17 protein-coding genes, 2 pseudogenes and 2 riboswitches are annotated in these 23,118 nt (G+C 70.5%); of the genes and pseudogenes, 12 read left to right on the top strand and 7 right to left on the bottom strand.

Going from position 1 to position 23,118, the window contains the following annotated elements:
* The first annotated feature begins 16 nt into the window (after window positions 1-16).
* The 5 genes from A4E84_RS27895 (at window position 17) to A4E84_RS27915 (ending at window position 5,532) form a co-directional block, all read left to right on the top strand.
* Window positions 17-1,261, top strand: coding sequence for a L,D-transpeptidase (locus A4E84_RS27895; protein WP_062929172.1), 1,245 nt, complete (start codon window positions 17-19; stop codon window positions 1,259-1,261).
* Between the two features lie 159 nt (window positions 1,262-1,420).
* Window positions 1,421-2,653, top strand: a complete 1,233-nt coding sequence (locus A4E84_RS27900) for a L,D-transpeptidase (RefSeq protein ID WP_062929173.1) — start codon at window positions 1,421-1,423, stop codon at window positions 2,651-2,653.
* An 81-nt stretch (window positions 2,654-2,734) separates the two neighbouring features.
* A complete protein-coding gene (locus tag A4E84_RS27905; RefSeq protein WP_062929174.1) occupies window positions 2,735-3,502 on the top strand; it encodes an enoyl-CoA hydratase/isomerase family protein in 768 nt (255 codons plus the stop codon).
* 168 nt (window positions 3,503-3,670) lie between these two features.
* On the top strand, window positions 3,671-4,279 hold the full coding sequence (locus A4E84_RS27910) for an ATP-binding protein (protein ID WP_079129143.1): 609 nt from the start codon (window positions 3,671-3,673) through the stop codon (window positions 4,277-4,279).
* A 74-nt stretch (window positions 4,280-4,353) separates the two neighbouring features.
* Window positions 4,354-5,532: a YncE family protein gene (locus tag A4E84_RS27915; RefSeq protein WP_062929176.1), complete on the top strand. Its 1,179-nt coding sequence runs from the start codon at window positions 4,354-4,356 to the stop codon at window positions 5,530-5,532.
* On the opposite strand, the gene A4E84_RS27920 is transcribed toward A4E84_RS27915, so the two are convergent.
* A complete protein-coding gene (locus A4E84_RS27920; RefSeq protein ID WP_107308390.1) occupies window positions 5,499-6,176 on the bottom strand; it encodes a GNAT family N-acetyltransferase in 678 nt (225 codons plus the stop codon). The genes A4E84_RS27915 and A4E84_RS27920 overlap by 34 nt on opposite strands.
* 49 nt (window positions 6,177-6,225) lie before the next feature.
* On the opposite strand from A4E84_RS27920, the pseudogene A4E84_RS27925 reads away from it, so the two are divergent.
* Window positions 6,226-7,140 (top strand): annotated as a pseudogene (locus A4E84_RS27925) (helix-turn-helix domain-containing protein).
* A gap of 59 nt (window positions 7,141-7,199) precedes the next feature.
* A complete protein-coding gene (locus tag A4E84_RS27930) occupies window positions 7,200-7,412 on the top strand; it encodes an EF-hand domain-containing protein (protein WP_062929178.1) in 213 nt (70 codons plus the stop codon).
* Between the two features lie 134 nt (window positions 7,413-7,546).
* Here the strand turns inward: A4E84_RS27930 and A4E84_RS27935 are convergent, their stop codons facing one another.
* Window positions 7,547-8,782, bottom strand: coding sequence for an McrC family protein (locus A4E84_RS27935; RefSeq protein WP_062929179.1), 1,236 nt, complete (start codon window positions 8,780-8,782; stop codon window positions 7,547-7,549).
* Window positions 8,779-10,971 (bottom strand): McrB family protein, encoded by a 2,193-nt coding sequence (locus A4E84_RS27940; protein WP_062929180.1) that lies wholly within the window; start codon window positions 10,969-10,971, stop codon window positions 8,779-8,781. The genes A4E84_RS27935 and A4E84_RS27940 overlap by 4 nt, the downstream gene beginning before the upstream one ends.
* A 786-nt stretch (window positions 10,972-11,757) precedes the next feature.
* Between A4E84_RS27940 and A4E84_RS27945 the strand changes: the two genes are divergently transcribed.
* From A4E84_RS27945 to A4E84_RS45265, 5 genes and pseudogenes are all read left to right on the top strand, one after another.
* Window positions 11,758-12,618 carry a hypothetical protein gene (locus tag A4E84_RS27945; protein WP_062929181.1) on the top strand — a complete coding sequence of 287 codons (861 nt, stop codon included), beginning with the start codon at window positions 11,758-11,760 and terminating at the stop codon, window positions 12,616-12,618.
* Between the two features lie 30 nt (window positions 12,619-12,648).
* Entirely contained in the window at window positions 12,649-13,134 is a 486-nt protein-coding gene (locus tag A4E84_RS27950) for a hypothetical protein (protein ID WP_062929182.1), read from the top strand.
* Between the two features lie 103 nt (window positions 13,135-13,237).
* Window positions 13,238-17,179, top strand: coding sequence for an SGNH/GDSL hydrolase family protein (locus A4E84_RS27955; RefSeq protein ID WP_079129144.1), 3,942 nt, complete (start codon window positions 13,238-13,240; stop codon window positions 17,177-17,179).
* 53 nt (window positions 17,180-17,232) lie between these two features.
* A complete protein-coding gene (locus A4E84_RS27960; protein ID WP_159029624.1) occupies window positions 17,233-17,949 on the top strand; it encodes a hypothetical protein in 717 nt (238 codons plus the stop codon).
* A gap of 139 nt (window positions 17,950-18,088) precedes the next feature.
* Window positions 18,089-18,199: pseudogene (locus tag A4E84_RS45265) on the top strand (class I SAM-dependent methyltransferase); the annotation flags it as partial.
* Window positions 18,200-18,260: 61 nt separating this feature from the next.
* Here the strand turns inward: A4E84_RS45265 and A4E84_RS27965 are convergent.
* The 4 genes from A4E84_RS27965 to gcvT form a co-directional block, all read right to left on the bottom strand.
* Window positions 18,261-19,628, bottom strand: coding sequence for an L-serine ammonia-lyase (locus A4E84_RS27965; RefSeq protein WP_062929184.1), 1,368 nt, complete (start codon window positions 19,626-19,628; stop codon window positions 18,261-18,263).
* An 85-nt stretch (window positions 19,629-19,713) separates the two neighbouring features.
* Window positions 19,714-20,976: a serine hydroxymethyltransferase gene (glyA, locus tag A4E84_RS27970; protein WP_062929185.1), complete on the bottom strand. Its 1,263-nt coding sequence runs from the start codon at window positions 20,974-20,976 to the stop codon at window positions 19,714-19,716.
* Between the two features lie 14 nt (window positions 20,977-20,990).
* Window positions 20,991-21,368, bottom strand: coding sequence for a glycine cleavage system protein GcvH (gcvH, locus tag A4E84_RS27975; protein WP_062929186.1), 378 nt, complete (start codon window positions 21,366-21,368; stop codon window positions 20,991-20,993).
* A gap of 102 nt (window positions 21,369-21,470) precedes the next feature.
* Window positions 21,471-22,607 carry a glycine cleavage system aminomethyltransferase GcvT gene (gene gcvT, locus A4E84_RS27980; RefSeq protein WP_062929187.1) on the bottom strand — a complete coding sequence of 379 codons (1,137 nt, stop codon included), beginning with the start codon at window positions 22,605-22,607 and terminating at the stop codon, window positions 21,471-21,473.
* Window positions 22,608-22,682: 75 nt separating this feature from the next.
* Window positions 22,683-22,803, bottom strand: a riboswitch (glycine riboswitch).
* Window positions 22,804-22,903, bottom strand: a riboswitch (glycine riboswitch). It abuts the riboswitch before it with no gap.
* Window positions 22,904-23,118 lie beyond the last annotated feature (215 nt).

A 23,118-nucleotide genomic window follows, 5' to 3' on the forward strand; every position in this document is an offset into this window, starting at 1 on the left:
GGTCGTTGGGCACCTCGTGAGGCACGTACAAGGGCGCGCGCGGCGCGCGAGGGCCGCGCTGGCCGCCGTAGTGACATGGGCAGGGCTCCTCGCCGGGGCCACGGGCTGTACCTCGGACGACGCGGGCGGGATCGCCGGGGCGTTCGGCGCGCCCCCGGCGCCCGAGGACGTCATCAAGGTCTCGCCCGGAGACGGCAGCAGGGGAGTGCGCCCCGGCAAGCGGCTGCGGGTGCGCGTGCCCGACGGCCGGCTGGAGAAGGTGAAGGTCGTCAGGTCACAGGACGCGCAGGAGTCCCCGGTGCCCGGGCACCTCTCCGCCGACGGCCTGACCTGGGAACCCGACGAGCAGCGGCTCGCGCTGGCCGCCAAGTACACGGTCGACGCGGTGGCCGTGGACGGCGACGGCCACCGCTCGGCGCGGCGCACCACCTTCACCACGTACGTCCCCGAGGAACGCTTCATCGGCTACGTCGCCCCGGAGAACCGCGCCACCGTCGGCACCGGCATGATCGTCTCCCTGGAGTTCAACCGGAGGATCGCGAACCGGGCCGCCGTCGAACGCGCGGTGCGCGTCACCGCCCGCCCGGCCGTCGAGATCCGTCCGCACTGGTTCGGCAGGACACGCCTCGACTTCCGCCCCGAGGACTACTGGAAACCCGGCACCCAGGTCACCGTCACCCTGCGTCTGCGCGACGTCGAGGGGGCGCCCGGCGTCTACGGCCTGCAGCACAAGACGTTCTCCTTCACCGTCGGCCGCAGCCAGGTCTCCGTGGTCGACGCCGCCGCGCACTCCATGGAGGTCCGGCGCGACGGCGAGCCCCTCGCCACCGTCCCGGTCACCGCCGGCGCCCCGAAGACGACCACCTACAACGGCAAGATGGTGGTGACCGAGATGCTCGACGTCACGCGGATGAACGGCGCCACGGTCGGCTTCAAGAAGCGCGACGGCAAGGGCGAGTACGACATCCCGGACGTTCCGCACGCGATGCGCCTGACCGACTCCGGCACCTTCCTGCACGGCAACTACTGGGCGCACCGCACCGTCTTCGGCCGCACCAACGTCAGTCACGGGTGCATCGGACTGCGTGATGTGAAGGGCGGCGGCTCGGACACCCCGGCCGGCTGGTTCTTCGACCGCAGCCTCATCGGGGACGTCGTCGAAGTCGTCAACAGCAATGACAAAAAGGTCTCTCCCGACAATGGGCTCGGAGGATGGAATATGGACTGGAACGCATGGAAGGCGGGCAGTGCGGTGAAGTAGCCGGACAGGGGGGCCGGTTGACCCGGCGATCCGTTGGGACCGAACAGTGACAATCGCGGGCCTCCGATGCCGTCCGGCCTGTGGTTACTATTCGCCGACGCGCGGGGGACGCGCGGGTGCGCGTGCGGGCCTGACCAGGCCCGGGGAGGGGAGAACCACTTGAACGGGCGACCGATATCGGGGGCGTCGGTTGGGCGCAGGAACGGAGTGCTCGCGCTGATACTCGGCGTGCTGCTGCTCGCCGTCACGGCGTGCGGCGGCGGGGGCAGCGGCTCCGGTTCCGGCGGGAGCGACAGCAAGGGCAAGGACTCGGGGGCCGCGCAGAGCAAGCAGTCCGAGGCGGTCGTCGGCATCAGCCCCGAGGACGGAGCCACGTCCGTCGACACGAGCGGTGCGCTGAAGGTCACCGCGGAGAAGGGCAAGCTGACCGACGTCGAGGTCAAGGACGCCGAGGGCAGGAAGGTCGACGGCGAGATATCCGGGGACGGCGCCAGCTGGACGCCGTCCACCCACCTGGCCGGGGCCACGAAGTACACGGTCCACGCGGTCGCCAAGGACTCCGAGGGCCGCACGGCCGCGGAGGACGCCGGCTTCACCACGCTGACCCCGAAGAACACCTTCATCGGCACCTTCACCCCCGAGGACGGCTCCAAGGTCGGCGTCGGGATGCCGTTCTCCATCCGCTTCTCGCGGGGCATCACCCACCCGGAGGACGTCGAGAAGGCCATCCGCATCAAGACGGAGCCGGCCGTCGAGGTCGAGGGCCACTGGTTCGGCAACGACCGCCTCGACTTCCGCCCGGAGAAGTACTGGAAGCCCGGCACCAAGGTGACCGTCGACCTGAACCTCGACGGCGTCGAAGGCCGCTCCGGCGTCTACGGCGAGCAGGACAAGAAGGTCGAATTCACCATCGGCCGCAACCAGGTCTCGGTCGTCGACGCCAAGAAGCTCACCATGAAGGTGATGCGTGACGGCAAGGTCATCAAGACCATCCCGGTCACCACCGGCAAGCCCGGCATGGAGACCTGGAACGGCCAGATGGTCATCAGCGAGATGCTCACGGTGACCCGGATGAACGGCGAGACCGTCGGCTACGGCGGCGAGTACGACATCAAGGACGTCCCGCACGCCGTCCGCCTGACCACCTCCGGCACGTTCCTGCACGGCAACTACTGGGCGAGCGGCGCCTTCGGCAACTACAACGCGAGCCACGGCTGCATCGGCCTGCGCGACGTGCGCGGCGGCTGGGACAAGAAGGTGGCCGCCGCGTGGTTCTTCAACCACTCGATGGTCGGCGACGTGGTGGTCGTCAAGAACTCCGAGGACCGGATCGTCGACCCGGACAACGGGCTCAACGGCTGGAACATGGCGTGGGAGAAGTGGAAGAAGTAGTTCTCCGCCGCTGACAAGAGGGCCCCGGTGTGACGGACCGCACCGGGGCCTCACCCGTTAGTCGTGGTTAACCTGCTGCCTATGACCGTCTCTCTCGAAGTCGCTGAAGGCGTCGGCACGCTCCGTCTCGACCGCCCGCCCATGAACGCGCTGGACATCGCCACGCAGGACCGGCTGAAGGAACTCGCCGAGGAGGCCGCGCGGCGCGAGGACGTCCGGGCCGTGGTCGTCTACGGCGGCGAGAAGGTGTTCGCGGCCGGCGCGGACATCAAGGAGATGCAGGAGATGGACCACACCGCCATGGTCCTGCGCGCCCGCGCCCTGCAGGACTCGTTCACGGCGGTGGCCCGGATCCCCAAGCCCGTCGTCGCGGCCGTGACGGGATACGCGCTGGGCGGCGGCTGCGAGCTCGCCCTGTGCGCCGACTTCCGCATCGCCGGCGAGAACGCCAAGCTCGGCCAGCCGGAGATCCTGCTCGGTCTGATCCCCGGCGCCGGCGGCACCCAGCGCCTGGCCCGCCTGGTCGGCCCCTCGAAGGCCAAGGACCTCATCTTCACGGGCCGGATGGTGAAGGCCGAGGAGGCCCGCGAGATCGGCCTGGTGGACCGGGTCGTCCCTGCCGACGAGGTGTACGCGCAGGCGCACGCCTGGGCCGCCAAACTGGCACAGGGCCCGGCGCTCGCGCTGCGCGCCGCGAAGGAGTCGATCGACACGGGCCTGGAGGCGGACATCGACACGGGCCTCGCGATCGAACGGAACTGGTTCGCGGGTCTGTTCGCCACCGAGGACCGCGAGCGTGGGATGCGCAGCTTCGTGGCGGAGGGGCCGGGCAAGGCGAAGTTCCTCTGAACCTCCCTCCAGGGGCTTGCAATTGACACGGTGTCTGACCCGGGGTCCCTCGATGGGGCGGTTATGACAGTCTTAAGGCAGTCTTAAGCCCGCCTGGTCGGGGGGAACCGCCGGTCACTCCGGAACGGACTGTTCCAGCAGGTCGGGAGGGTTTCGGGCGACTTCGAAGTGTCTCCGGCATATGACAGGGGACCGCCGTTTCACCGCCCGTTCACCGGGGCGTATTCCCCGGGAACGGCCCCGTGCGGCGCTCCGGGCGGCCATGATGGGGGCATGGCGGGGCTGGAGGGTATGGAACAGCCGCGGGGACACGCTCATGCGGCCGCGGCGCGCTGGTCGCCGACCGTCGAGGACGAACACGCGCTCAAGGCGCTCGAGTTGTACGGCAACCCGACGGAGGCAGAGGTTCCACTGCCGTCCCGTCCTGAGTCCGCCGCCACCGCGAGACGGCTCACCCAGGTCGTGGTCCTGCGCCACTGGGGACTCACCCCCAAGACCACCGAGGACGCGGTCCTGCTCGTCTCCGAACTGGTCGGCAACGCCGTCCGCCACACCGGCGCCCGTGTCTTCGGACTGCGCCTGCACCGGCGCCGCGGCTGGATCCGCGTCGAGGTGCGCGACCCCTCCCGAGGGCTGCCGTGCCTGATGCCCGTCCAGGAGATGGACATCAGCGGCCGGGGTCTGTTCCTCGTCGACAAGCTGGCCGACCGCTGGGGGGTCGATCTGCTGCCTCGGGGCAAGACCACCTGGTTCGAGATGCGGGTCGCCGACCGCTGACCCTGCGATGCCTCACCCGGTCGCCGGACGGATGAATCACAGGTTTCCCCACAAGACGCCCATTAAATGGTGCAATGCACCGCCATCTCGTCAAGAGCGCCCTGGCCGCGGGAGCCGCCCTCGCCGTCCTCGCCGCCTGCGGTACCGGCAGCGGGGAGCGAACCTCCGAGGCACGGGGCACCAAGGCCGCCGTGCCCGCCCCGCCCGAGAAGAAGCCCGTGGAGGGCCTGCCCGGCATGCCGCCCGTCCTGGACCCCGAGGACGTGTACGCGGCCGACCGCCCCAACAAGCTGTCCCCGGTGGTCAAGGACTTCCCGTCCCGGGTCTACGTCCCCAACACCGAGTCCGACACCGTCTCCGTCATCGATCCGAAGACGTACGAGATCATCGAGACGATCCCCGTGGGCCGGCAGCCCCAGCACGTCGTGCCCTCCTGGGATCTGAAGACGCTCTGGGTCAACAACAACCGCGGCCACACTCTCACCCCGATCGACCCGAAGACCGGCAAGGCGGGCAAGCCGGTCGACGTCCACGACCCCTACAACCTCTACTTCACGCCCAACGGCAGATACGCCGTCGTCATGGCCTCCCTCGACCGCGAGCTGGTCTTCCGCGACCCGCACACCATGGCGGTCAAGAAGACCGTCCCGGTCTCCTGCTACGGCGTCAACCACGCCGACTTCTCCCTCGACGGCCGCTACTTCATCGTCTCCTGCGAGTTCAGCGGCGAGCTCCTCAAGGTCGACACCGAGCGGATGGAGGTCGTCGGGCAGCAGCGGCTGCCGTTCGAGGGCGCCATGCCGCAGGACGTGAAGATCTCGCCCGACGGCAAGAAGTTCTACATCGCCGACATGATGGCCCACGGCATGTGGGTCCTGGACGGCGACAAGTTCACCGAGCCCACCCTGATGCCCACCGGCAAGGGCTGCCACGGCCTCTACGTCAGCCGCGACTCCCGTGAGATGTACGTGTCCAACCGCGGCGAGGGCACCGTCTCCGTCTTCGACTTCACGCAGAACAGGCTGACCAAGAAGTGGGACCTGCCCGACGGCGGCAGCCCCGACATGGGCGGCGTCTCCGCCGACGGCAAGGTGCTCTGGCTGTCCGGCCGCTACGACGCCGAGGTGTACGCCCTCGACACCCGCACCGGCACCCAGCTCGCCCGCATCCCGGTCGGCAGCGGCCCGCACGGCCTCGCGGTCTACCCGCAGCCCGGCCGCTACTCGCTCGGCCATACGGGCATCTTCCGGTGACGCCCGGCTCCGGGGGCCAGCAGTACTTCCGAGCCCACCGGCCGGTAACCCGCCGCCTGGAACGCCCGCAGACTGCGGGCGTTCCCCGCCGCCACCTGCGCCCACACCGCAGCGCCCCCGGCCAGCTGCCGCGCCGCCGTGACCAGCCGCCGTCCGACCCCGCGGTGGCGCACCCCCTCGTCCACCTCGACGGCGACCTCCCACCGACCGGCCACCCCACGGCCCAGCACGAGCACACCGCCGTCCGCCGCCCACACCCGCACGCCCTCACGCCGCCTGCGGGCCGCCGCCACGCGCGGATGCCCGGGGTCGTCGATCTCCGTCAGCGCGATCGGCGGCTCGCCGGGCAGCGCGGCACCGGTCAGCAGCACGTCGACCGTGTCGGAGACCCGCCCCGTCCGGTCCATGAGGGCCGTCAGGAAGCGGGCGTTCATCGTGGCCGCGAGCGCGTCGCAGTCGGTCCGGGCGAGGGCGTCGCGCACCCAGTCCGGGTCCTCGTCGGTGAAGACGACCGAGTGGGCCGTGAAGGCGAGTACCCCCGCGTCCCGGGGCGAGGGCTGGGACACGATCGTCGTCCCGCCGTCCGCCGGCGGGAAGACGCCCCGCGCCGCCGCGTCGAGTATGCCCCCGAGGCTGTCCGCCACCGTCGCGCTCCTTGAGTCTCCACCCGATGGAGGGTCCAGACTCGCAGACATGATCGATGACGGCACCGGACTGCTCACCATCGGGGAACTGGCCCGGGTCACCGGACTCACCGTGCGCACCGTCCGCTACTGGTCCGACCAGGGCGCCCTGCCTCCGGTGGCCCGGTCCGCGGGCGGCTACCGGCTGTACGACGCGCCGTCGGTGGCCCGGCTGGAGCTGATCCGCACCCTGCGCGAGCTGGGCCTCGGCCTGGCGGACGTACGCCGGGTCCTGTCCGGTGAGACCACCGTCGCGCAGGTCGCGGCGGCGCACGTGATCGCGCTGGACGCGCAGATCCGGTCGCTCAAGGTGACCCGCGCGGTGCTGTCAACGGTGGCGAAACGGGGCTCGGACACGGAGGAGATGAGGCTCGTGAACAGACTGGCACGCCAGTCGGCGGCCGAACGGCGGCGGATCGTGGAGGAGTTCGTGGACTAGGTGTTCCACGGGCTGGACACCGCGGACCCGATGATCCGGGAACGCATGCGGAGCACCGCCGCCGAGCTGCCCGAGGAGCCCGCCCCCGAGCAGGTCGACGCCTGGCTGGAGCTGGCGGAGATGCTCCAGGACCCGGACTTCCGGGCCGAGATGCGCAAGGTGGCCGAGTTCAACGCGGCCGACCACGGGCACGACGCGCCCGCCGGGGCGTCCATGTGGTTCTCCCGGCGGCTCGTGCGGCTGGGCGCCGACGCCGTCGAGCGGGGCATCGCCCCAGGCTCGCCGGACGTGGCCGAGGTGCTGAGCGCACTGCTGGGCGACGCCGACCCGGCGACCGTGCTCACCCGGCTGCGGTCGCACGCCACCCACCGGGTCGCCCGGTACCGCGAGTTGCTCGCCGTCGTGAAGGGCGCCGGGCCCGAGGCCGCGTACCGGGAGGAGTTCGCCTGGGTGGTCGCCGCGCTGGAGGCACGCACCGCCGGTTAACCTGACCTCCGTCAGACCTGCGTCATCAGGACGCACAGCACGAGATGAGGGGCGGATCGGTGGCGGACATCGAGGAAGCACGCAAGCAGTTCGAGCGGATCGATACGGACGGTGACGGATTCATCACCGCTGCCGAGTTCAAGGCCGCCCTGGCCCGGTCGGGGGACTGGAACGTCACCGAGTCGGTCGCCGAGGTCGTCATCAAGACCCGCGACCTCGACGGCGACAAGCGGCTGAGCTTCGACGAGTTCTGGGCCTACCTGAGCAAGTAGCCCGCCCGGGCGCAGCCCAGCGAAGGGGCCCGGTCCGCGATCGCCGGACCGGGCCCCTCGCCATGCCGGGAGAGAAGGGCACGAGACCCCCACCAGGCACGGAACAGTCCACATGCCCCGCGGGTCGACCATGGTCACGAGGCTCCACGAGGCGCCTCGGGGCGGGTGTCGGCCGCCGTGGCGGTGATCCGGTCCGCCAGGTCCGCGACGGCCGACAGCAGCCCGGCCGGTGGGAGGGCGAGGTCCAGGGTGTGGGCGGTGACGGTGATGCCGGAGCGGCGGATGACGTGGTCCGTGGGTCCGTCCTGGGTGGTGGCGGCATACACCAGATGGCCGTGCGGCAGGCCGAGCGCGGTGCAGTAGCCGAGCAGCTGGCCGAGGTGGCCGGTGGAGGGCGCGGCTCTGTCGAGGAACACGTACTTCGCGTCGATCACGGAGACCGGACGGCTTGCCCGGTACAGCACGATGTCCGGCCGCAGCCGCACCCGGCGGGCCTCGTCCAGCCGGTGGTGCCCCTCCTGCCCGGCGCACCGGACGCCCCGGCGGGCCAGGACGTCGCCGAGCGCCGTCGTGAGGAACCGCTCGAACACGTCCGGCAGGTGGAGCAGGAAGCCCTCCGCCGTGACGGAGCTGCCGCCCTCCGGCTGGACGGAACGGGCGGACAGCACCAGCTCCGCGAGCCGCAGCACCCGCGTGTAGCGGGAGTTGAGGCGGTTCGGTGTCCAGTGGGGCAGCGGCGCGCCCGGGCGGAGGGGACGGACGCCCGAGAGCCGGCCGGCGAGGTGGTGCAGGGCCTGCCGGGTGCGTACGGGAACGCCCGGCAGCCGGGCGGCCAGGCGCAGGGCCGTGAGCAGGACGCGGTTCTCGGCGATGTCGGGGGTGTGGTCGTCGTAGCGCACGGCGACCGGCAGCGGCAGGCCGACGCGGCGCAACTGGTCCGCCGTGCGGATCCGGCCGCGGATCAGGGGCAGGTCCTCCTCGACCGTGCGGTAGCCGTGCATCACCCCGGTGTCGAGCGTGCGGCGTGCGGTGCGGGCGAGCAGGTCGGCGACCGCGGGGAGGAGTTCGTCCGACTCGGCCGCGTCGACCGGCTCGGGCCGCCAGGGGTCGTCGGAGGAGTAGGAGAGCAGGAACAGCAGGTCCCGCACGGGGAGTTTGGGGCGCAGGTGGAGCTGGACGGTCCCGCCGGAGGGGGTGCGCAGCCGGACCAGCCCGGCCTTCTGGTTCCCGCGCAGCCGCCAGCGTCCGCCCGCCGCGGGGGTCAGCCGCACCAGGTCGGGCACGGTGAGCAGTCCGGCGAGCTGGTCGCCCGTCAGCTCCCGCACGAGGCCGGGGCCGGTCTCCGGGACGGTGAGGAGGAGGCCGGTCACGCCTCCTCCGGGGCCCGCCCCAGCGCCGCACGCAGCGCGGGCAGGCCGTACTCCTCCTCCACGTCGATCCCGGTGCCGTAGAGCTGGTCCTCCAGCAGGGGCAGGATCTGGGTGCGCCAGACGAGGTCGAGCCCGTCCGGCCGGGCGGCGGCGGGCTTCATCAGGTACGACGGCCCGATGGCCCGGTCGGTGTCCCCGAGACGGGAGTTGAGCTCGTCCAGCAGCCGGGCGGCGGTGTCCGGCAGGCCGCGCTCCCGCAGCCAGCGGTCCAGCAGGCCCCGGACCGGCGGCTTCTCGGGGGAGAGGCGGCGGAAGGCGAACCGGCGCCGCATCGCCGCGTCGACCAGGGCGATCGAACGGTCGGCGGTGTTCATCGTGCCGACGAGGAACAGGTTGCCCGGCAGGGTGAACGGCGCCTGCGGGCTGTACTGGGTGGTGACGGGCTCCTCGCGGTACTCCAGCAGGAAGTACAGCTCGCCGAAGACCTTCGCCAGGTTGGCCCGGTTGATCTCGTCGACGACCAGGACGTACGGGTTGGACGGGTCCTTCGCGGCGCGCTCGGCGAGCAGCCGGAACGGCCCGGGAACGACGTCGAACACCACCGAGCCGTTCTCGCCCCGGACCGGACGGAAGCCCTCGAAGAAGTCCTCGTAGGTGTACGAGGGGTGGAACTGCACGAGCTCGACCCGGTCGGGTCCGGCCAGATGCCGGGCGAGGGCGCGGGCCAGGTAGGTCTTCCCGGTGCCGGGCGGGCCGTGGAAGACGAGCTGCCCCTGCTCCTGGAGCTGTTCGGCGGTCTCCCGGAGCCAGTCCAGCGGCATCAGCAGCCGCGCGGCCAGCTCCTCGGTGACGGGCGGCAGTTCGAGCGGCTTGGTGACGTCGACGTCGACCAGTTCTTCGGCGACGACGTCCTCCAGGCCGGCCCGTTCGGCGAGTTCGGCGGCGATGCTGCTGACGTCGTAGAGCGTCGGCGGCAGCGGCAGCCGGGCCTGCACCCGCTCGGGCAGCTCCGCGCGGACGAGCGGCCGCTCGGCGGTGGCCCAGCTCACCGGGCGGCGCCGGGCGTTGTCGAGGCCGTCCGTCGCGTCGTACGCGGCCGGGCCCTGGACCGTGCCGACGTGCACCTCGTCCGGGGTGACGGTGACGACCAGGTCGCCCGGCTGCATCAGGGTGAGGAAGGCGTGCAGCTGGTACGCGGCCTGTCCGCGCAGTTGGGCGCTGGCCTCGGGCATCGCCTCGGCGACGGCCCGCTGGACGTCCTGCTTGGCGGAGCCGGCGGGGACGTCGGGGATCTCGCGCCAGGACATCGAGCAGTAGCCCTGCCGGAGCCAGTCCGGGACGAGGTTGCGTCCGTCGACGTTGTACCCGCGCACCAGCCAGCCGCGCTGCTCGTGCTCGACGGCACCCTTGCGCCATCGGCCGACCCAGGGCTCATCGTAGAAGTCGACCGCTTGCCCGGTCTGCTCCTGGAGCGTGCGGCACAGCTCCAGCAGGTCGAGGTCGTCGTCTCCGGTGGGTTCGGGGAGCTCGTCCGCGAACGCCTTGACGATCTCCTGCTTGTGGTAGGCGCTGGCGATCGGCTGGAAGAATGCCGGGAAGAGCAGGAACAGCAGGACGTGGATCTGCGCCCGCCCCTTCTTGTGCCCGACCGACTCCTGGATGTCCAGGCACAGGGCCCTGAACGCCAGCGGGTCCCGCAGCACCGCCTCCCGCTCCGCGGCGGCCGTTCCCGCGAGCCGCTCCACCAGCAGCACCAGGATCTGGAACTGCGCCCACCGGTAGTTGAGGAAGCCCTGGCCGCCGTTGAGGAAGCCCGTCAGGCCCGGCTCCAGGTCCGCCGGGAGGGCCACCGGGCGGTCGGCCCAGGAGAGCACCTCGCCGAGGATCTGCCGCTTCTTGGCCGGCCCGATCTGCTCGGGCACCAGCGGGGCCATGTTCACGAACAGCAGCTCGGCGGCGAGCACGACGGTCGCGTCCGGGGCGCCGTCGAGCTGCCGGCGCAGTTTGACCAGGAAGGTGTCCGAGGACTCGTCCGGCCGGTCCACGAACCGTCTGCGCAGATCCGAGGCCGTCGTACCGGTCCAGGCCGGGAACTCCTCGGCGAAGGCGGACTTCCCGCTCATCAGCCCGTCGTGGAAGACCCGCCGCACCGCCGCCACGACATCGGTACTCTCCGGCCGCCTCGCCACTGTGCCCCACCCCCAGGTGCTCGATGCTCCAGCTTAGGAGGGATCCGTGCCGTGCGGGCCGGTATGCCCGGTCCGGCTCGTGGCTGCTCCCCATCGGAGCCCTCAACTCCACGGGCGACTTTCGGTCAACCTGCGTCACACAGTTCACAGGAATCACACAGGTAGCTCGTCGGAATGTGCGCTTTTTTGTGCGGCTGCTTCACGCCAGGCAGTGCGTGAGCCCGCAGTTAATCCCTGTTACCGGCTGTCGGCCTGTGGCTATGGTGACTGTCGTGCTCGGCGGGACATGACCACCCGCTACGGCACGACTTCAGTGAGCGCCCGGGGGAACCGGCGCCGCTACGGGGGAGGGGAGTTCGTCATGCCGCCATGCCGGCAGTCGGCTGCGATGCCGACCCGTGTCCACGTGGGGACGCCGTCCGGAAACGGTTGGGCCAGGGGGAAGAGCTCCGACAGCGGCAGCACCGCCCACGTCGGCCGCCGCTGACGGTGGCGTGACCGGCCGGCGGCATGCCGTCAACGTCCGTAAGGGACTTGCGGCGCCGCCCCCCGGCGCGGGCGGTGCGGATGCCGCCCCGCTTCCCCGCTCCGGGCACCGCAGCGGGTCCTTCCTCAGCCGCCTCGTGAGCCTTCCTCACCCCCGCCGACTCCCGGTGTCGTCCGAGGGGTGGCGGGCCGGCCCGGCAAGGCGCGCGCAGGAACATGTCGCCCATTCCCAGCACAGCGCAGCGAGGACCTGCCGAACGGCCGGCCCGCAAGCAGTCCTGACCAGAAAGGAACAGAGACGTGAAGCCGATGACCAAACTGGCCCTGCCGGCCCTCGCCGTGGCCGGCGGGATCCTGGTAGCCGTCGCGGGGACCAGCCTCGCCCAGGGGGAATCCGGGACGCGGGCCGAGACCGCGGCGCCGGTGGCGAAGGCCTTCGTCGGAGACCCGGAGGATCCGGCCACATGGCGGCTGCCCGTGGAGACGTTCGCGCCGACCAAGGCCCAGACGCGCATGGTCAGCGCCACCCGTGACGAGTTGATCGACGCCTGCATGGACGGCAAGGGCTTCCCCGAGTGGACCCCGGCCCCGGATCTCCCGGACCTCGGTGGAACGACTCTGACCGACTGGCGGTACGGCATCCACGACGCCCAAGAGGCCCGGGCGCACGGCTACCACCCGGACCCGGCGGCACAGAACGCCTACGACGACGCCCTCTCCCGGGACAAGTCCGGCGACACCGACCGCGGTGCCCTGCGCTCCTGCGTCGACCAGGCGGACGGCGGTGTGCCCCGCCTCGCCGTGTCCCCCCTGGTCAATCAGATCGGCGGCTACTCCTACCAGACGGCGCGCGAGGCACCCGAAGTGCAGAAGGCGTTCCAGCAGTGGTCGGAGTGCATGAAGACCAAGGGCTTCGCCTACGCCCAGCCGATGGACGCCGCGGAGGACTCCCGTTTCCTCAGCGCCGACGAGGCGACCGAGCTGGAGAAGGACACCGCGGTGGCGGATGTCGCGTGCCGGGACAAGGCCAACGTCGAGAAGACGTGGTTCGACGCCGAAGCCCGCATCCAGGAGCAGGAGATCAGCAAGAGCCGAGCGGCGCTCGATGAGCAGCGGGCCGGCATCAAGACGGCCGTGGCCAAGGCTCGGGCCCTCGACTGACCACCGAACGACGTCAGGAGATCACAGATCATGTCCCATCTGGTCAAGCGGGCCGCAGTCGTCGGTGCCGCCCTCGCCGCCGTGTTCACCATGGCCCCGAACGCCCAAGCGCTGGACGGCGACCACCACAACCTCTACTCCCCGTCCGCATGTGACGATCACTGGAGGTCGGCGTTCTCCTTCCACATCTTCTTCAACTCGAACCTGAAGGGTTCGTACCGCAACATCGGTTACTCCGTCTACGACTTCGGCTCGCTCAAGGCGGGCGCGGGTGACCCCAACCACTACCCCCTGCGGTTCTGCCAGATGGGCGCGTCCGCTCCGTGGCCCGGTTCCAACCAGAAGATCAAGAACAACGCCGCATCCGCGAGGAACGACCACTACAAGTACATCGGCCGCGTGTACTACCGCAGTGGCTACAAGGGCGCGCAGGACGTGCTGAGCCCGAACGAGACCATCGGCAAGTTCTCGAAGGTCTACAACGAGAACGCCTCCTTCAAATGGACCAGTTCCTGAGGGGCATTCACATGCCGTTCGTCGACCGCCGCGGCCTCCGTCTCCCTGAAGGTCGCGCCGGTATCTCACTCGTGCCCCGGAAGTCCCCATTGGAGGACGGCAGTTGAAATATCGCAGACCGGGCCGTGCCGGGATCGCGGGCCTTGCGGCCACCGCGGTCCTGACCGGGCTCATACAAGCCGCGCCGGCGTTCGCCGAGACCAGTCCCCCCGACCCGAAGCCGTCCGGGAATCCGTCGTCCGAGCCGCCGACACGGGTGCCGAATCCCGGCGAGAAGCTGGGGAAGGGCTGGAAGACCTCGGCGGACCGGGCCGTGACCACCGCGGCGGACAGCGGCGGCTTCAAGGTCCTCGTGGCGGACAGCAAGGACGCCTACCGGTGGCGGACCGTCGCCTCGCTGGCCGAGCCCGGCATGCCGGCGGACACGTGGATCGGCAACTCCTGCGTCATGGACCGTGATCACGCCGCGGTCGTGTACGCGCCGCGTACGTTCACGAACAAGCCGGACCTGATGCAGGGCGGCGCGTTCACCGCGGTCGTCGACCTGAAGTCCGGCGGGGTCACGAAGCTGCCGTTCACCGGCTCGCTGGCCTACTTCGACCCGTCGTGCAACCCGGAGACGCGCACGGCGGCCTTCACCGCGTCCCGCGACAGTAAGACCCGGCTCGTCACCGTCGACACCAGCGGCAGGACGACCAGCGACACCACTGTCACGGGACAGGTGACCTCGGCCGTCCCGGTGAAGGACGGCCTCGTCGCCGCCCACGGCCGTCACCTCGTGCACGTCACCCCGGCGGACGGCAAGCTCCAAAGGCTGGCCGCCGCGGACAGCGTGCCGTTCGACATCCGCCCCACCAGCAAGGGGATCGCCTTCCTCGACCACAGTGGCGGCACGGCTCGCGCCAAGCTGTGGAAGGGCGGGGGCACATCGTCGACGCTCGGCTCGGGGAAGCTCGGCGACCTGGCCCTCGAACAGGGAACCGAGGGCCGGGCCTTCCTCACCGGCGACACCACGGACGCGAAGCTCACGGGTACCGCGGTGGCGCGCCTGGACGTTCCGTCGGATTCGGATGTGTCCAGCCACGGCCGACTGGCCGTCGACCCCGTGCTCATGCCCGGCGTGCGGGCGGGCCTGGACCGGATCGGGAACGCGGGTAAGGGTTTCACCAAGGCCGAACCCTCGTCGCGGGCGCGCACGTCCCAGGACCCCACCGGCGGGGACCCCGCGCCGCCGACCGTGACCAGTGTCGCGACCGCGACCGGCGAGAAGATCACCCAGACGCTCGCCGACACCACCAGCGGCACGGGCAAGGAGTCCTTCTCACCCGCCCTGGGCGCGTCCGGCAAGAGCGGGCGGGCGCCCGAGAGGAGCGGGCGGGCGGCACAGGCGCCCGACCCGCACAATCCGGTCGACACGGACCGGTGGTGCTCCATCCCCCGTAACGACATCAAGCAACTCGCGCTGCAGCCCACTCCCAACCAGGTCGAGTGGGCCGTCAACATGGCGATCCGCGGCGAACTCCGGTCCAAGTGGATCAAGCAGGGCGGCTGGCGCTCGGGCCTGGGCACCGTCGATCCGCAGGGGCTGTTCCCGGCCCCGACGCTGAAGGGGAAGGCCGGCGCGCGTATCCCCGCTCAGGTGCTGCTGGGCGTACTCGCCCAGGAGTCGAACCTGTGGCAGGCCGAAGGCGGCGCCATCCCCGGCCAGATGGGCAACCCGCAGGCGGCGATAGCCGGGTTCTACGGGCACAAGGGGGAGACGTCCGAGGCGTACTGGAGGATCAACTGGAACCAGTCGGACTGCGGCTACGGCGTCGGCCAGGTCACCGACGGCATGCGCCTCGCCGGCCTGGAGAAGCCCGGCGAGACCTCTCTGTCCCCGGCGAAGCAGAAGGCCGTTGCTCTGGACTACGCGGTCAACATCGCCGCGTCGATGTACATCCTCGCGGACAAGTGGAACCAGGTGCACACCGCCGGGCAGACCATCACCGTCAACAACGACGACCCGTCGAAGCCGGAGAACTGGTTCGCCGCGCTGTGGAACTACAACCTCGGCTTCAACGAGAACAAGGGCGACGGCAAGCCGTGGGGCCTGGGTTGGTACAACAACCCCGCCAACCCGTCCTACCCGGCCTCGCGGCACCCGTTCATGTCCAACCCGCGGGACGCCGCCAAGCCCCAGAACTGGCCGTACCAGGAGAAGGTGATGGGCTGGTCCGCCTGGTCCATGGACACCGGCTACTCCTACGGCAGCGACGGGCGCCAGGACTGGCCCGGCGAGTCCGGCTTCTCCAGCGCCGGTTTCCGGCCCGCCTGGTGGATCAACCCGGGGCAGCGCGACCGGGTCAAGCCGCCACTGGACGCGTTCTGCAACACCACCAACAACTGCAACTCCGCCAGCCCACCGGACTGTCCGGACGCCAAGTGCTACGAGAAGTACTGGTGGCGCGGCGCGAACGTGACGTGGAAGGCGAACTGCGACGCCGACTGCGGCAACGAGAGCATCAAGTACGTCACGCTGCGCGAGGAGCCGGGTCGCGGCACTCGGCTGAAGCACGGCACGCCGGAGTGCGGCGCCGCTCCCGCAGGGGCGCTGATCGTGGAGTCCGTCCCGGACAACGTCGACACCTACAGTTCCTGCGGATCGTCGGGCACCGACGCCGGGAACTTCCAGTTCACGTTCCATCCCAACCCGGCGGCGACCGGGCCGGGGCTGGGCCCGTTCGAGGCCAAGGGAGACCTGCACCAGATCGGTGGTGGGCACGGCGGCCACTTCTGGTACACGCATACCCGCGACGCCGCTCATCTCGGCGGCCCCGGCGGCCGGATGACCATCGACGGCACCTGGACTCTGGGCCGCAACGTCGAGTGGGCCCGCGTCTTCGCGCACATGCCGGACACCGGGGCGCACACCCAGCAGGCCCACTACGTGATCAAGGGCGTCGCGGGCGGTGACCGCCACCGCTACGTCAACACCCACTTCAGCAAGAACACCTGGGTCGAACTCGGCGTCTACCGCTTCACCGGCACCCCCCGGGTGGAGCTGACCAACACCACCGACGACGGCACCGCGGACGAGGACGTCGCCTGGGACGCCGTCGCCTTCCAGCCACTGGCGGGCAAGCCGAAGCACATGGTCGTCGCCATGGGCGACTCCTACACCTCCGGCGAGGGCGCCGGCGCCTACTCTCCCGAGTCCGACCGGGGCCACGGGAAGAGCAGCTGGAACGCGTGCCGACGCAGCGACAACTCCTGGCCCCGCAAGATGAAGTTGCCCGGCCAGAGCGCCGGCATCGGCGAACTGTCGAACAACAGGAGCGCCACCGTCGACTTCCTGGACGTCAGTTGCTCCGGCGCGAAAACCTCGCAGGTCACCACGGGAGACCCCACACCTTGGGGAGACATGGGCAACTACCGTGAGAAGAGCCAGATCGACTCCGGTGCCCTCAGCGCGGACACCACACTGGTGATGCTGACCATCGGCGGCAACGACGGGGACAACTTCACCGAAGCCATCACGGACTGCTACGTCATGTGGGGGACGTGTGACGCGGCCGACTACACCGGCAGGGTCGACCAGGCGGTCACGGACACCGGGACGGTCATCGGCCAGATCGCGGCCGCGGCGCCGAACGCCCAGATCGTGCTCATGGGCTACCCGCGTCTGGTCGGTGAACAGCCTTGTGTCACGGCCGACTTCGACGCCCTGAACCAGCTGGCCGACTACTTCCGGGACAAGCAGAAGGCCAAGGTGGCGGAGCTGAGCAGGACCGGGACCAGGGTGGCGTTCGCCGATGCGATACCCGCCTTCCGGGGACACGGGATCTGTGAGGGCGACGAGTGGATCAACCGTGTCGTCGCCGGCCCGAACGGTGACGGCGACTTCCACGCCGGTGACCCGGCCAACCAGGCCCCGTGCCTGCCCTGGCCCGGGGAGAACGTCTGTGCCAGCCTGGAGTCGTTCCACCCGAAGAACGCCGGTACCGCGGGCTACGCCCGGGTCATGGAACAGGAACTGGCCGGTATCGGATACAAAGGCAGCTAGTGGGACCTGACACAACCGGCGGTGCGGTGGTCACGAGGCGGGGGAACCGCCTCGTGACCACCGGCTGCCTGACCGTCCTGATCGCGCTGATCGCCGTTCTCGGCATCGTCGTTTCCTGGTTGTGGTATCGGCACTGGCATGACGGGAACGTCAACAGTGAGCGCAGGGGACAGGCACTCGCAGCGATCCTGGAGCAGGCCCATGCCAGGGCGGGTGACACGGACCGCGCGCTCGAGACGAGCGGTATCACCGACGTCGACGGCCTTACCGGCGTCATCTGGCAGCACTCCAAAGCTCCGGTCATCACCCACGATGTGTCCCACCGCGAGTTCACCGCCACGGCCGCATCATCTGCTCATTACGATGCAAAGGCCATACTTCCCGGTGGAGGATCCGGCCAGGTGACCCGCTGCTTCGTCTTCACTTTCACCCAGCACCCCGGCCAGGGGTGGACTTCGCGGGTATCCGAGCGCGACGACGACGTGTGTCGTCCGGGCGCCGAGATCGGCGGTCTGGTACGCCTCGCGCAAACGCGCATCTCCAGCATGTATGCCCAGGACCTGACGCGCGCCGGAGTGCAGAAGGCTCTGAATCCCACCGGACGGCGTTCCTTCGAGGTCAAGAGCGTGGTGCGTCAGAGGGACACGACGACCGTCTCCGTCGTCGTGTCGAGCTCGGGGGCGGCGGTCGACCAGTGCTACCGCTTCACCCGGCCCGCCCCCGGCGACGGCCAGGGCCCCGCCACCGCGGTTCCCGCGTCCTCGTGCTGACCCGGCGGCCGTGACGCACGGCGAGGCGCGGCACCCCCCGGTACTCGATGCCCTACGGCCGTGCGGCGGATCACGGGCCGAGCCAGGGCCGGACCGAGGTGAGGCCGGCCGGTGCCCTCATCGTGTCGACCGCCCCTGCGCCGCACCCCGGCTGTGAGGCATGTACTCCATCCCCGACGCGCACCTGAACGCCCTGGGCGACGTCACCGGCAGGCGCGCCCTCGAACTCGGCTGCGGCGCCGGTCAGTGGTTCACGAACCGTGAGCTCCGCCGCGCCGGGACGTGATGGCACTCCCCGCGCCGGACAGGCCCTAGCACTCGATGATGTTCACCGCCAGCCCGCCCCGGGCCGTCTCCTTGTACTTCACCGACATGTCCGCGCCGGTGTCCTTCATCGTCTTGATGACCTTGTCCAGGGACACCTTGTGGGAGCCGTCGCCGCGCATCGCCATGCGGGCGGCCGTGACGGCCTTGACCGCGGCCATGCCGTTGCGTTCGATGCAGGGGATCTGGACCAGCCCGCCGACCGGGTCGCAGGTGAGGCCGAGGTTGTGCTCCATGCCGATCTCGGCGGCGTTCTCGACCTGCTCGGGCGAGCCGCCGAGGACCTCGGCCAGGGCGCCCGCGGCCATGGAGCAGGCGGAGCCGACCTCGCCCTGGCAGCCGACCTCGGCGCCGGAGATGGAGGCGTTCTCCTTGAAGAGCATGCCGATCGCGCCCGCGGCGAGCAGGAAGCGGACCACACCCTCCTCGTCGGCGCCCGGCACGAAGTTCATGTAGTAGTGCAAAACCGCCGGGATGATGCCGGCCGCGCCGTTCGTGGGGGCGGTGACGACCCGGCCGCCGGCGGCGTTCTCCTCGTTGACCGCCATGGCGTAGAGGGTGATCCACTCCATGGCGAGGGCCAGCGGGTCGCCCTCGGAGCGCAGCTTGCGCGCGGTGTTCGCGGCCCGGCGGCGCACCTTGAGACCGCCCGGCAGGATGCCTTCCTGGGACAGTCCGCGCGCCACGCAGTCCCGCATCACCTGCCAGATCTCCAGCAGGCCTTCGCGGATCTCCTCCTCGGTGCGCCAGGCCCGCTCGTTCTCCAGCATCAGCGCGGAGATCGACAGGCCCGTCTCCTCGGTCAGGCGCAGCAGCTCGTCGCCGGTGCGGAAGGGGTACTTCAGCACGGTGTCGTCGAGTTTGATGCGGTCCGCCCCGACCGCGTCCTCGTCGACCACGAAACCGCCGCCGACCGAGTAGTACGTCTTCGTCAGCAGCTCCGCCCCGGAGGCGTCGTACGCCCGGAGCGTCATGCCGTTCGCGTGGTACGGCAGGGTCTTGCGGCGGTGCAGGACCATGTCGTCGTCGAAGGAGAACGCGATCTCGTGCTCGCTGAGCAGGTTGAGCCGGCCGCCGGTCCTGATCGCCTCCACCCGGTCGTCGGCGCTCGTGACGTCCACCGTGCGGGGCGAGTCGCCCTCCAGGCCGAGCAGCACCGCCTTGGGCGTGCCGTGGCCGTGGCCGGTCGCGCCGAGCGAGCCGTACAGCTCCGCGCGGACCGAGGCGACGGACCGCAGGAGATCCTCGTTGCGCAGCCGCCGGACGAACAGGCCGGCCGCCCGCATCGGGCCGACGGTGTGGGAGCTGGACGGGCCGATGCCGATCGAGAACAGGTCGAAGACCGAGATGGCCACGGGGAACTCCTGACTACGGGGTGGTGCAGAGGGGGCGGGTGCCGCGACCGCTTGTGGCGGGCGCGGCACCCGAAAGGTTTCTTCGTTACTTGTTCAGACCCGGGTACAGCGGGTGCTTGTCGGCCAGGGCCTTCACCCGGGCCTTGAGGGCCTGCGCGTCGTACGTCGGCTTCAGCGCCTCGGCGATGACGTCCGCGACCTCCGCGAAGTCCTCGGTGCCGAAGCCCCGGGTCGCCAGGGCCGGTGTGCCGATCCGCAGACCGGACGTCACCATCGGCGGACGCGGGTCGTTCGGGATCGCGTTCCGGTTGACGGTGATGCCCACCTCGTGGAGGCGGTCCTCGGCCTGCTGGCCGTCCAGCTCCGAGTGGCGCAGGTCGACCAGGACCAGGTGCACGTCCGTGCCGCCGGACAGGACGTCCACGCCCACGGCCCGGACGTCGTCCTTCACCAGACGCTCGGCCAGGATGCGGGCACCGTCCAGCGTACGGCGCTGGCGCTCCTTGAAGTCCTCCGAGGCGGCGACCTTGAAGGCGACCGCCTTGGCGGCGATCACGTGCTCCAGCGGGCCGCCCTGCTGACCGGGGAAGACAGCGGAGTTGATCTTCTTGGCCAGGTCGGCCGTGGAGAGGATCACACCGCCGCGCGGGCCGCCGAGGGTCTTGTGGGTCGTGGTGGTGACCACGTGCGCGTGCGGCACCGGGTTCGGGTGCAGCCCGGCCGCCACGAGCCCCGCGAAGTGGGCCATGTCGACCATCAGGTACGCGCCGACCTCGTCCGCGATCCGGCGGAACTCCGCGAAGTCCAGCTGCCGCGGGTACGCCGACCAGCCGGCGACGATCAGCTTCGGCCGGGACTCCTTCGCCAGCCGCTCGACCTCGGCCATGTCGACCCGGCCGTCCTCGCCCACGTGGTAGGCGACGACGTCGTAGAGCTTGCCGGAGAAGTTGATCTTCATGCCGTGGGTCAGGTGCCCGCCGTGCGCGAGGTTCAGGCCCATGATGGTGTCGCCCGGCTTGAGCAGCGCGAACATCGCGGCCGCGTTGGCCTGGGCGCCCGAGTGCGGCTGGACGTTGGCGTGCTCGGCGCCGAACAGCTCCTTGATGCGGTCGATCGCGATCTGCTCGACCACGTCGACGTGCTCGCAGCCGCCGTAGTAGCGGCGGCCCGGGTAGCCCTCGGCGTACTTGTTGGTGAGGACCGAGCCCTGCGCCTCCATGACCGCGACCGGCGCGAAGTTCTCCGAGGCGATCATCTCGAGCGTGGACTGCTGACGGTGCAGCTCGGCGTCGACCGCGGCGGCGACCGCGGGGTCGAGCTCGTGCAGGGGTGTGTTCAGGACGGACATACGGCTACGACTCCTCAGCCCGCGGAGAACGCGGTGTACTCGTCGGCGGAGAGCAGGTCGGCCGGCTCGTCCGTGATCCGCACCTTGAACAGCCAGCCGCCCTCGAAGGGGGCCGAGTTCACCAGCGACGGGTCGTTCACGACGTCCTCGTTGACCTCGGTGACCTCACCGGAGACGGGGGAGTACAGGTCGGACACCGACTTGGTCGACTCCAGCTCGCCGCAGGTCTCGCCGGCGGACACCGAGTCACCGACCTCGGGAAGCTGGACGAACACGACATCGCCGAGCGCGTTGGCCGCGTGCTCCGTGATGCCGACCGTCGAGACGCCGTCCTCGGCGGCCGACAGCCACTCGTGCTCCTTGCTGTAGCGCAGCTCATTGGGGTTGCTCATGGCCTGGATTCTCCTGTACGCGCGGGAGTGCTGTGGAAGGGGGACTACTGGTGAGCTGGGACGACGGGCTCGGGGGCGCTGTCGCGGCCCTCCGGCCAGTGTCTACTTCTGACGCCTGTAGAACGGCAGCGCCACGACCTCGTACGGCTCGTGACTGCCCCGGATGTCCACGCCCACGCCGGCCGAGCCGGGCGCGGCGTGTGCGGCGTCGACGTACGCCATCGCGATCGGCTTGCCGAGAGTGGGGGAGGGGGCGCCGGAGGTGACCTCGCCGACCACCTCGCCGCCGGCGACGACCGCGTACCCGGCGCGCGGCACCCGGCGGCCCTCGGCGACGAGCCCGACCAGCACGCGCGGCGGGTTCTGCTCGGCGCGGGCGGCGGCTTCGCGCAGGGCCTCGCGCCCCACGAAGTCGCCCTCCTTCTCGAACTTCACCACCCGGCCCAGCCCGGCGTCGAAGGGCGTGAGGGAGGTCGACAGCTCGTGCCCGTACAGCGGCATGCCCGCCTCCAGGCGCAGCGTGTCGCGGCAGGACAGCCCGCAGGGGACCAGGCCGACGCCCTCGCCGGCCTTGGTCAGGGCCTGCCACAACTCGACCGCGTGCTCGGGCTTCACGAACAGCTCGAAGCCGTCCTCGCCGGTGTAACCGGTCCGGGCGATCAGGGCCGGGACGCCGGCGACCGTGCCGGGCAGCCCGGCGTAGTACTTCAGGCCGTCGAGGTCGGCGTCGGTCAGGGACTTCAGGATCCCGGGCGACTGCGGCCCCTGGACGGCCAGCAGCGCGTAGGCGTCCCGGTCGTCCCGCACCTCGGCGTCGAATCCGGCGGCGCGCTCGGTCAGCGCGTCCAGGACGACCTGGGCGTTGGAGGCGTTGGCGACGACCATGTATTCGGAAGAAGCGGCCTCGGTCTCGCCGAGGCGGTAGACGATCAGGTCGTCCAGGATGCCGCCGTCGGCCCGGCAGATCATGGTGTAGCGGGCGCGGCCCGGCTTCACACCGCCGATGTTGCCCACCAGGGCGAAGTCGAGGAGGGCGCCGGCCTGCGGGCCGGTGACGGTGATCTCGCCCATGTGGGAGAGGTCGAAGAGGCCGGCCTTCGTGCGCACGGCGATGTGCTCGTCGCGCTCGGAGCCGTAGCGCAGGGGCATGTCCCAGCCGGCGAAGTCGGTCATCGTCGCGCCGAGCGAACGATGCAGGGCATCGAGCGCGGTGTGACGGAGTTCTCCTGTACTGCTCACGGGCGGTCGTCTCCAAGGGGCGATGGGGGCACCTCCCACGCGAGCGGAGCCGAGCGTGGGGGAGGGCGAGGGCGTTCCTCCCCATCTGTCATCGGAACCTGAGAGGTTCGCCATGACCGCACGGGTCCATGGCTTGCACCTTGGGTGGAGCCGCGTCCCCGTCCAGGACAGGGGGCGACCCGCTTTTCAGATGTGCCTCGCCCGCGCGGTAACGGGGCCTGAGAGATTCAAGGGAGGGACTTGCTCCTTCGGCGCCCCAGCGTTTGCGGTGCTGGGGACTCTCCCGCGCGGATTCGAACGGCCGGTATGCAGTTGGCGCGCACATCATTGCACGCATCCTTCCGGCGCGGCAGGGGGACCTTTCCCAGGAGTGCACGAGTCCCGCCCGCCGGACACGGCGACCTGTAGCAGCCCTGTTGCAGGACGAGAACGTAAATGAGAGGCCTGCGGCATTACCTTCTCTTTACACTCGGCGGGGATGGGACTCCGTACCTGGCCCCAGGGGAGGACA

The organism is Streptomyces qaidamensis (genome assembly GCF_001611795.1).
Taxonomy (GTDB): domain Bacteria; phylum Actinomycetota; class Actinomycetes; order Streptomycetales; family Streptomycetaceae; genus Streptomyces; species Streptomyces qaidamensis.

Bases quoted from the DNA above. Each gene is read 5' to 3' on its own strand.
- A4E84_RS27905 (WP_062929174.1), top strand. From the start codon at position 2,735: ATGACCGTCTCTCTCGAAGTCGCTGAAGGCGTCGGCACGCTCCGTCTC.
- A4E84_RS27915 (WP_062929176.1), top strand. From the start codon at position 4,354: ATGCACCGCCATCTCGTCAAGAGCGCCCTGGCCGCGGGAGCCGCCCTC.
- A4E84_RS27950 (WP_062929182.1), top strand. From the start codon at position 12,649: ATGTCCCATCTGGTCAAGCGGGCCGCAGTCGTCGGTGCCGCCCTCGCC.
- glyA (WP_062929185.1), bottom strand. From the start codon at position 20,976: ATGTCCGTCCTGAACACACCCCTGCACGAGCTCGACCCCGCGGTCGCC.
- gcvH (WP_062929186.1), bottom strand. From the start codon at position 21,368: ATGAGCAACCCCAATGAGCTGCGCTACAGCAAGGAGCACGAGTGGCTG.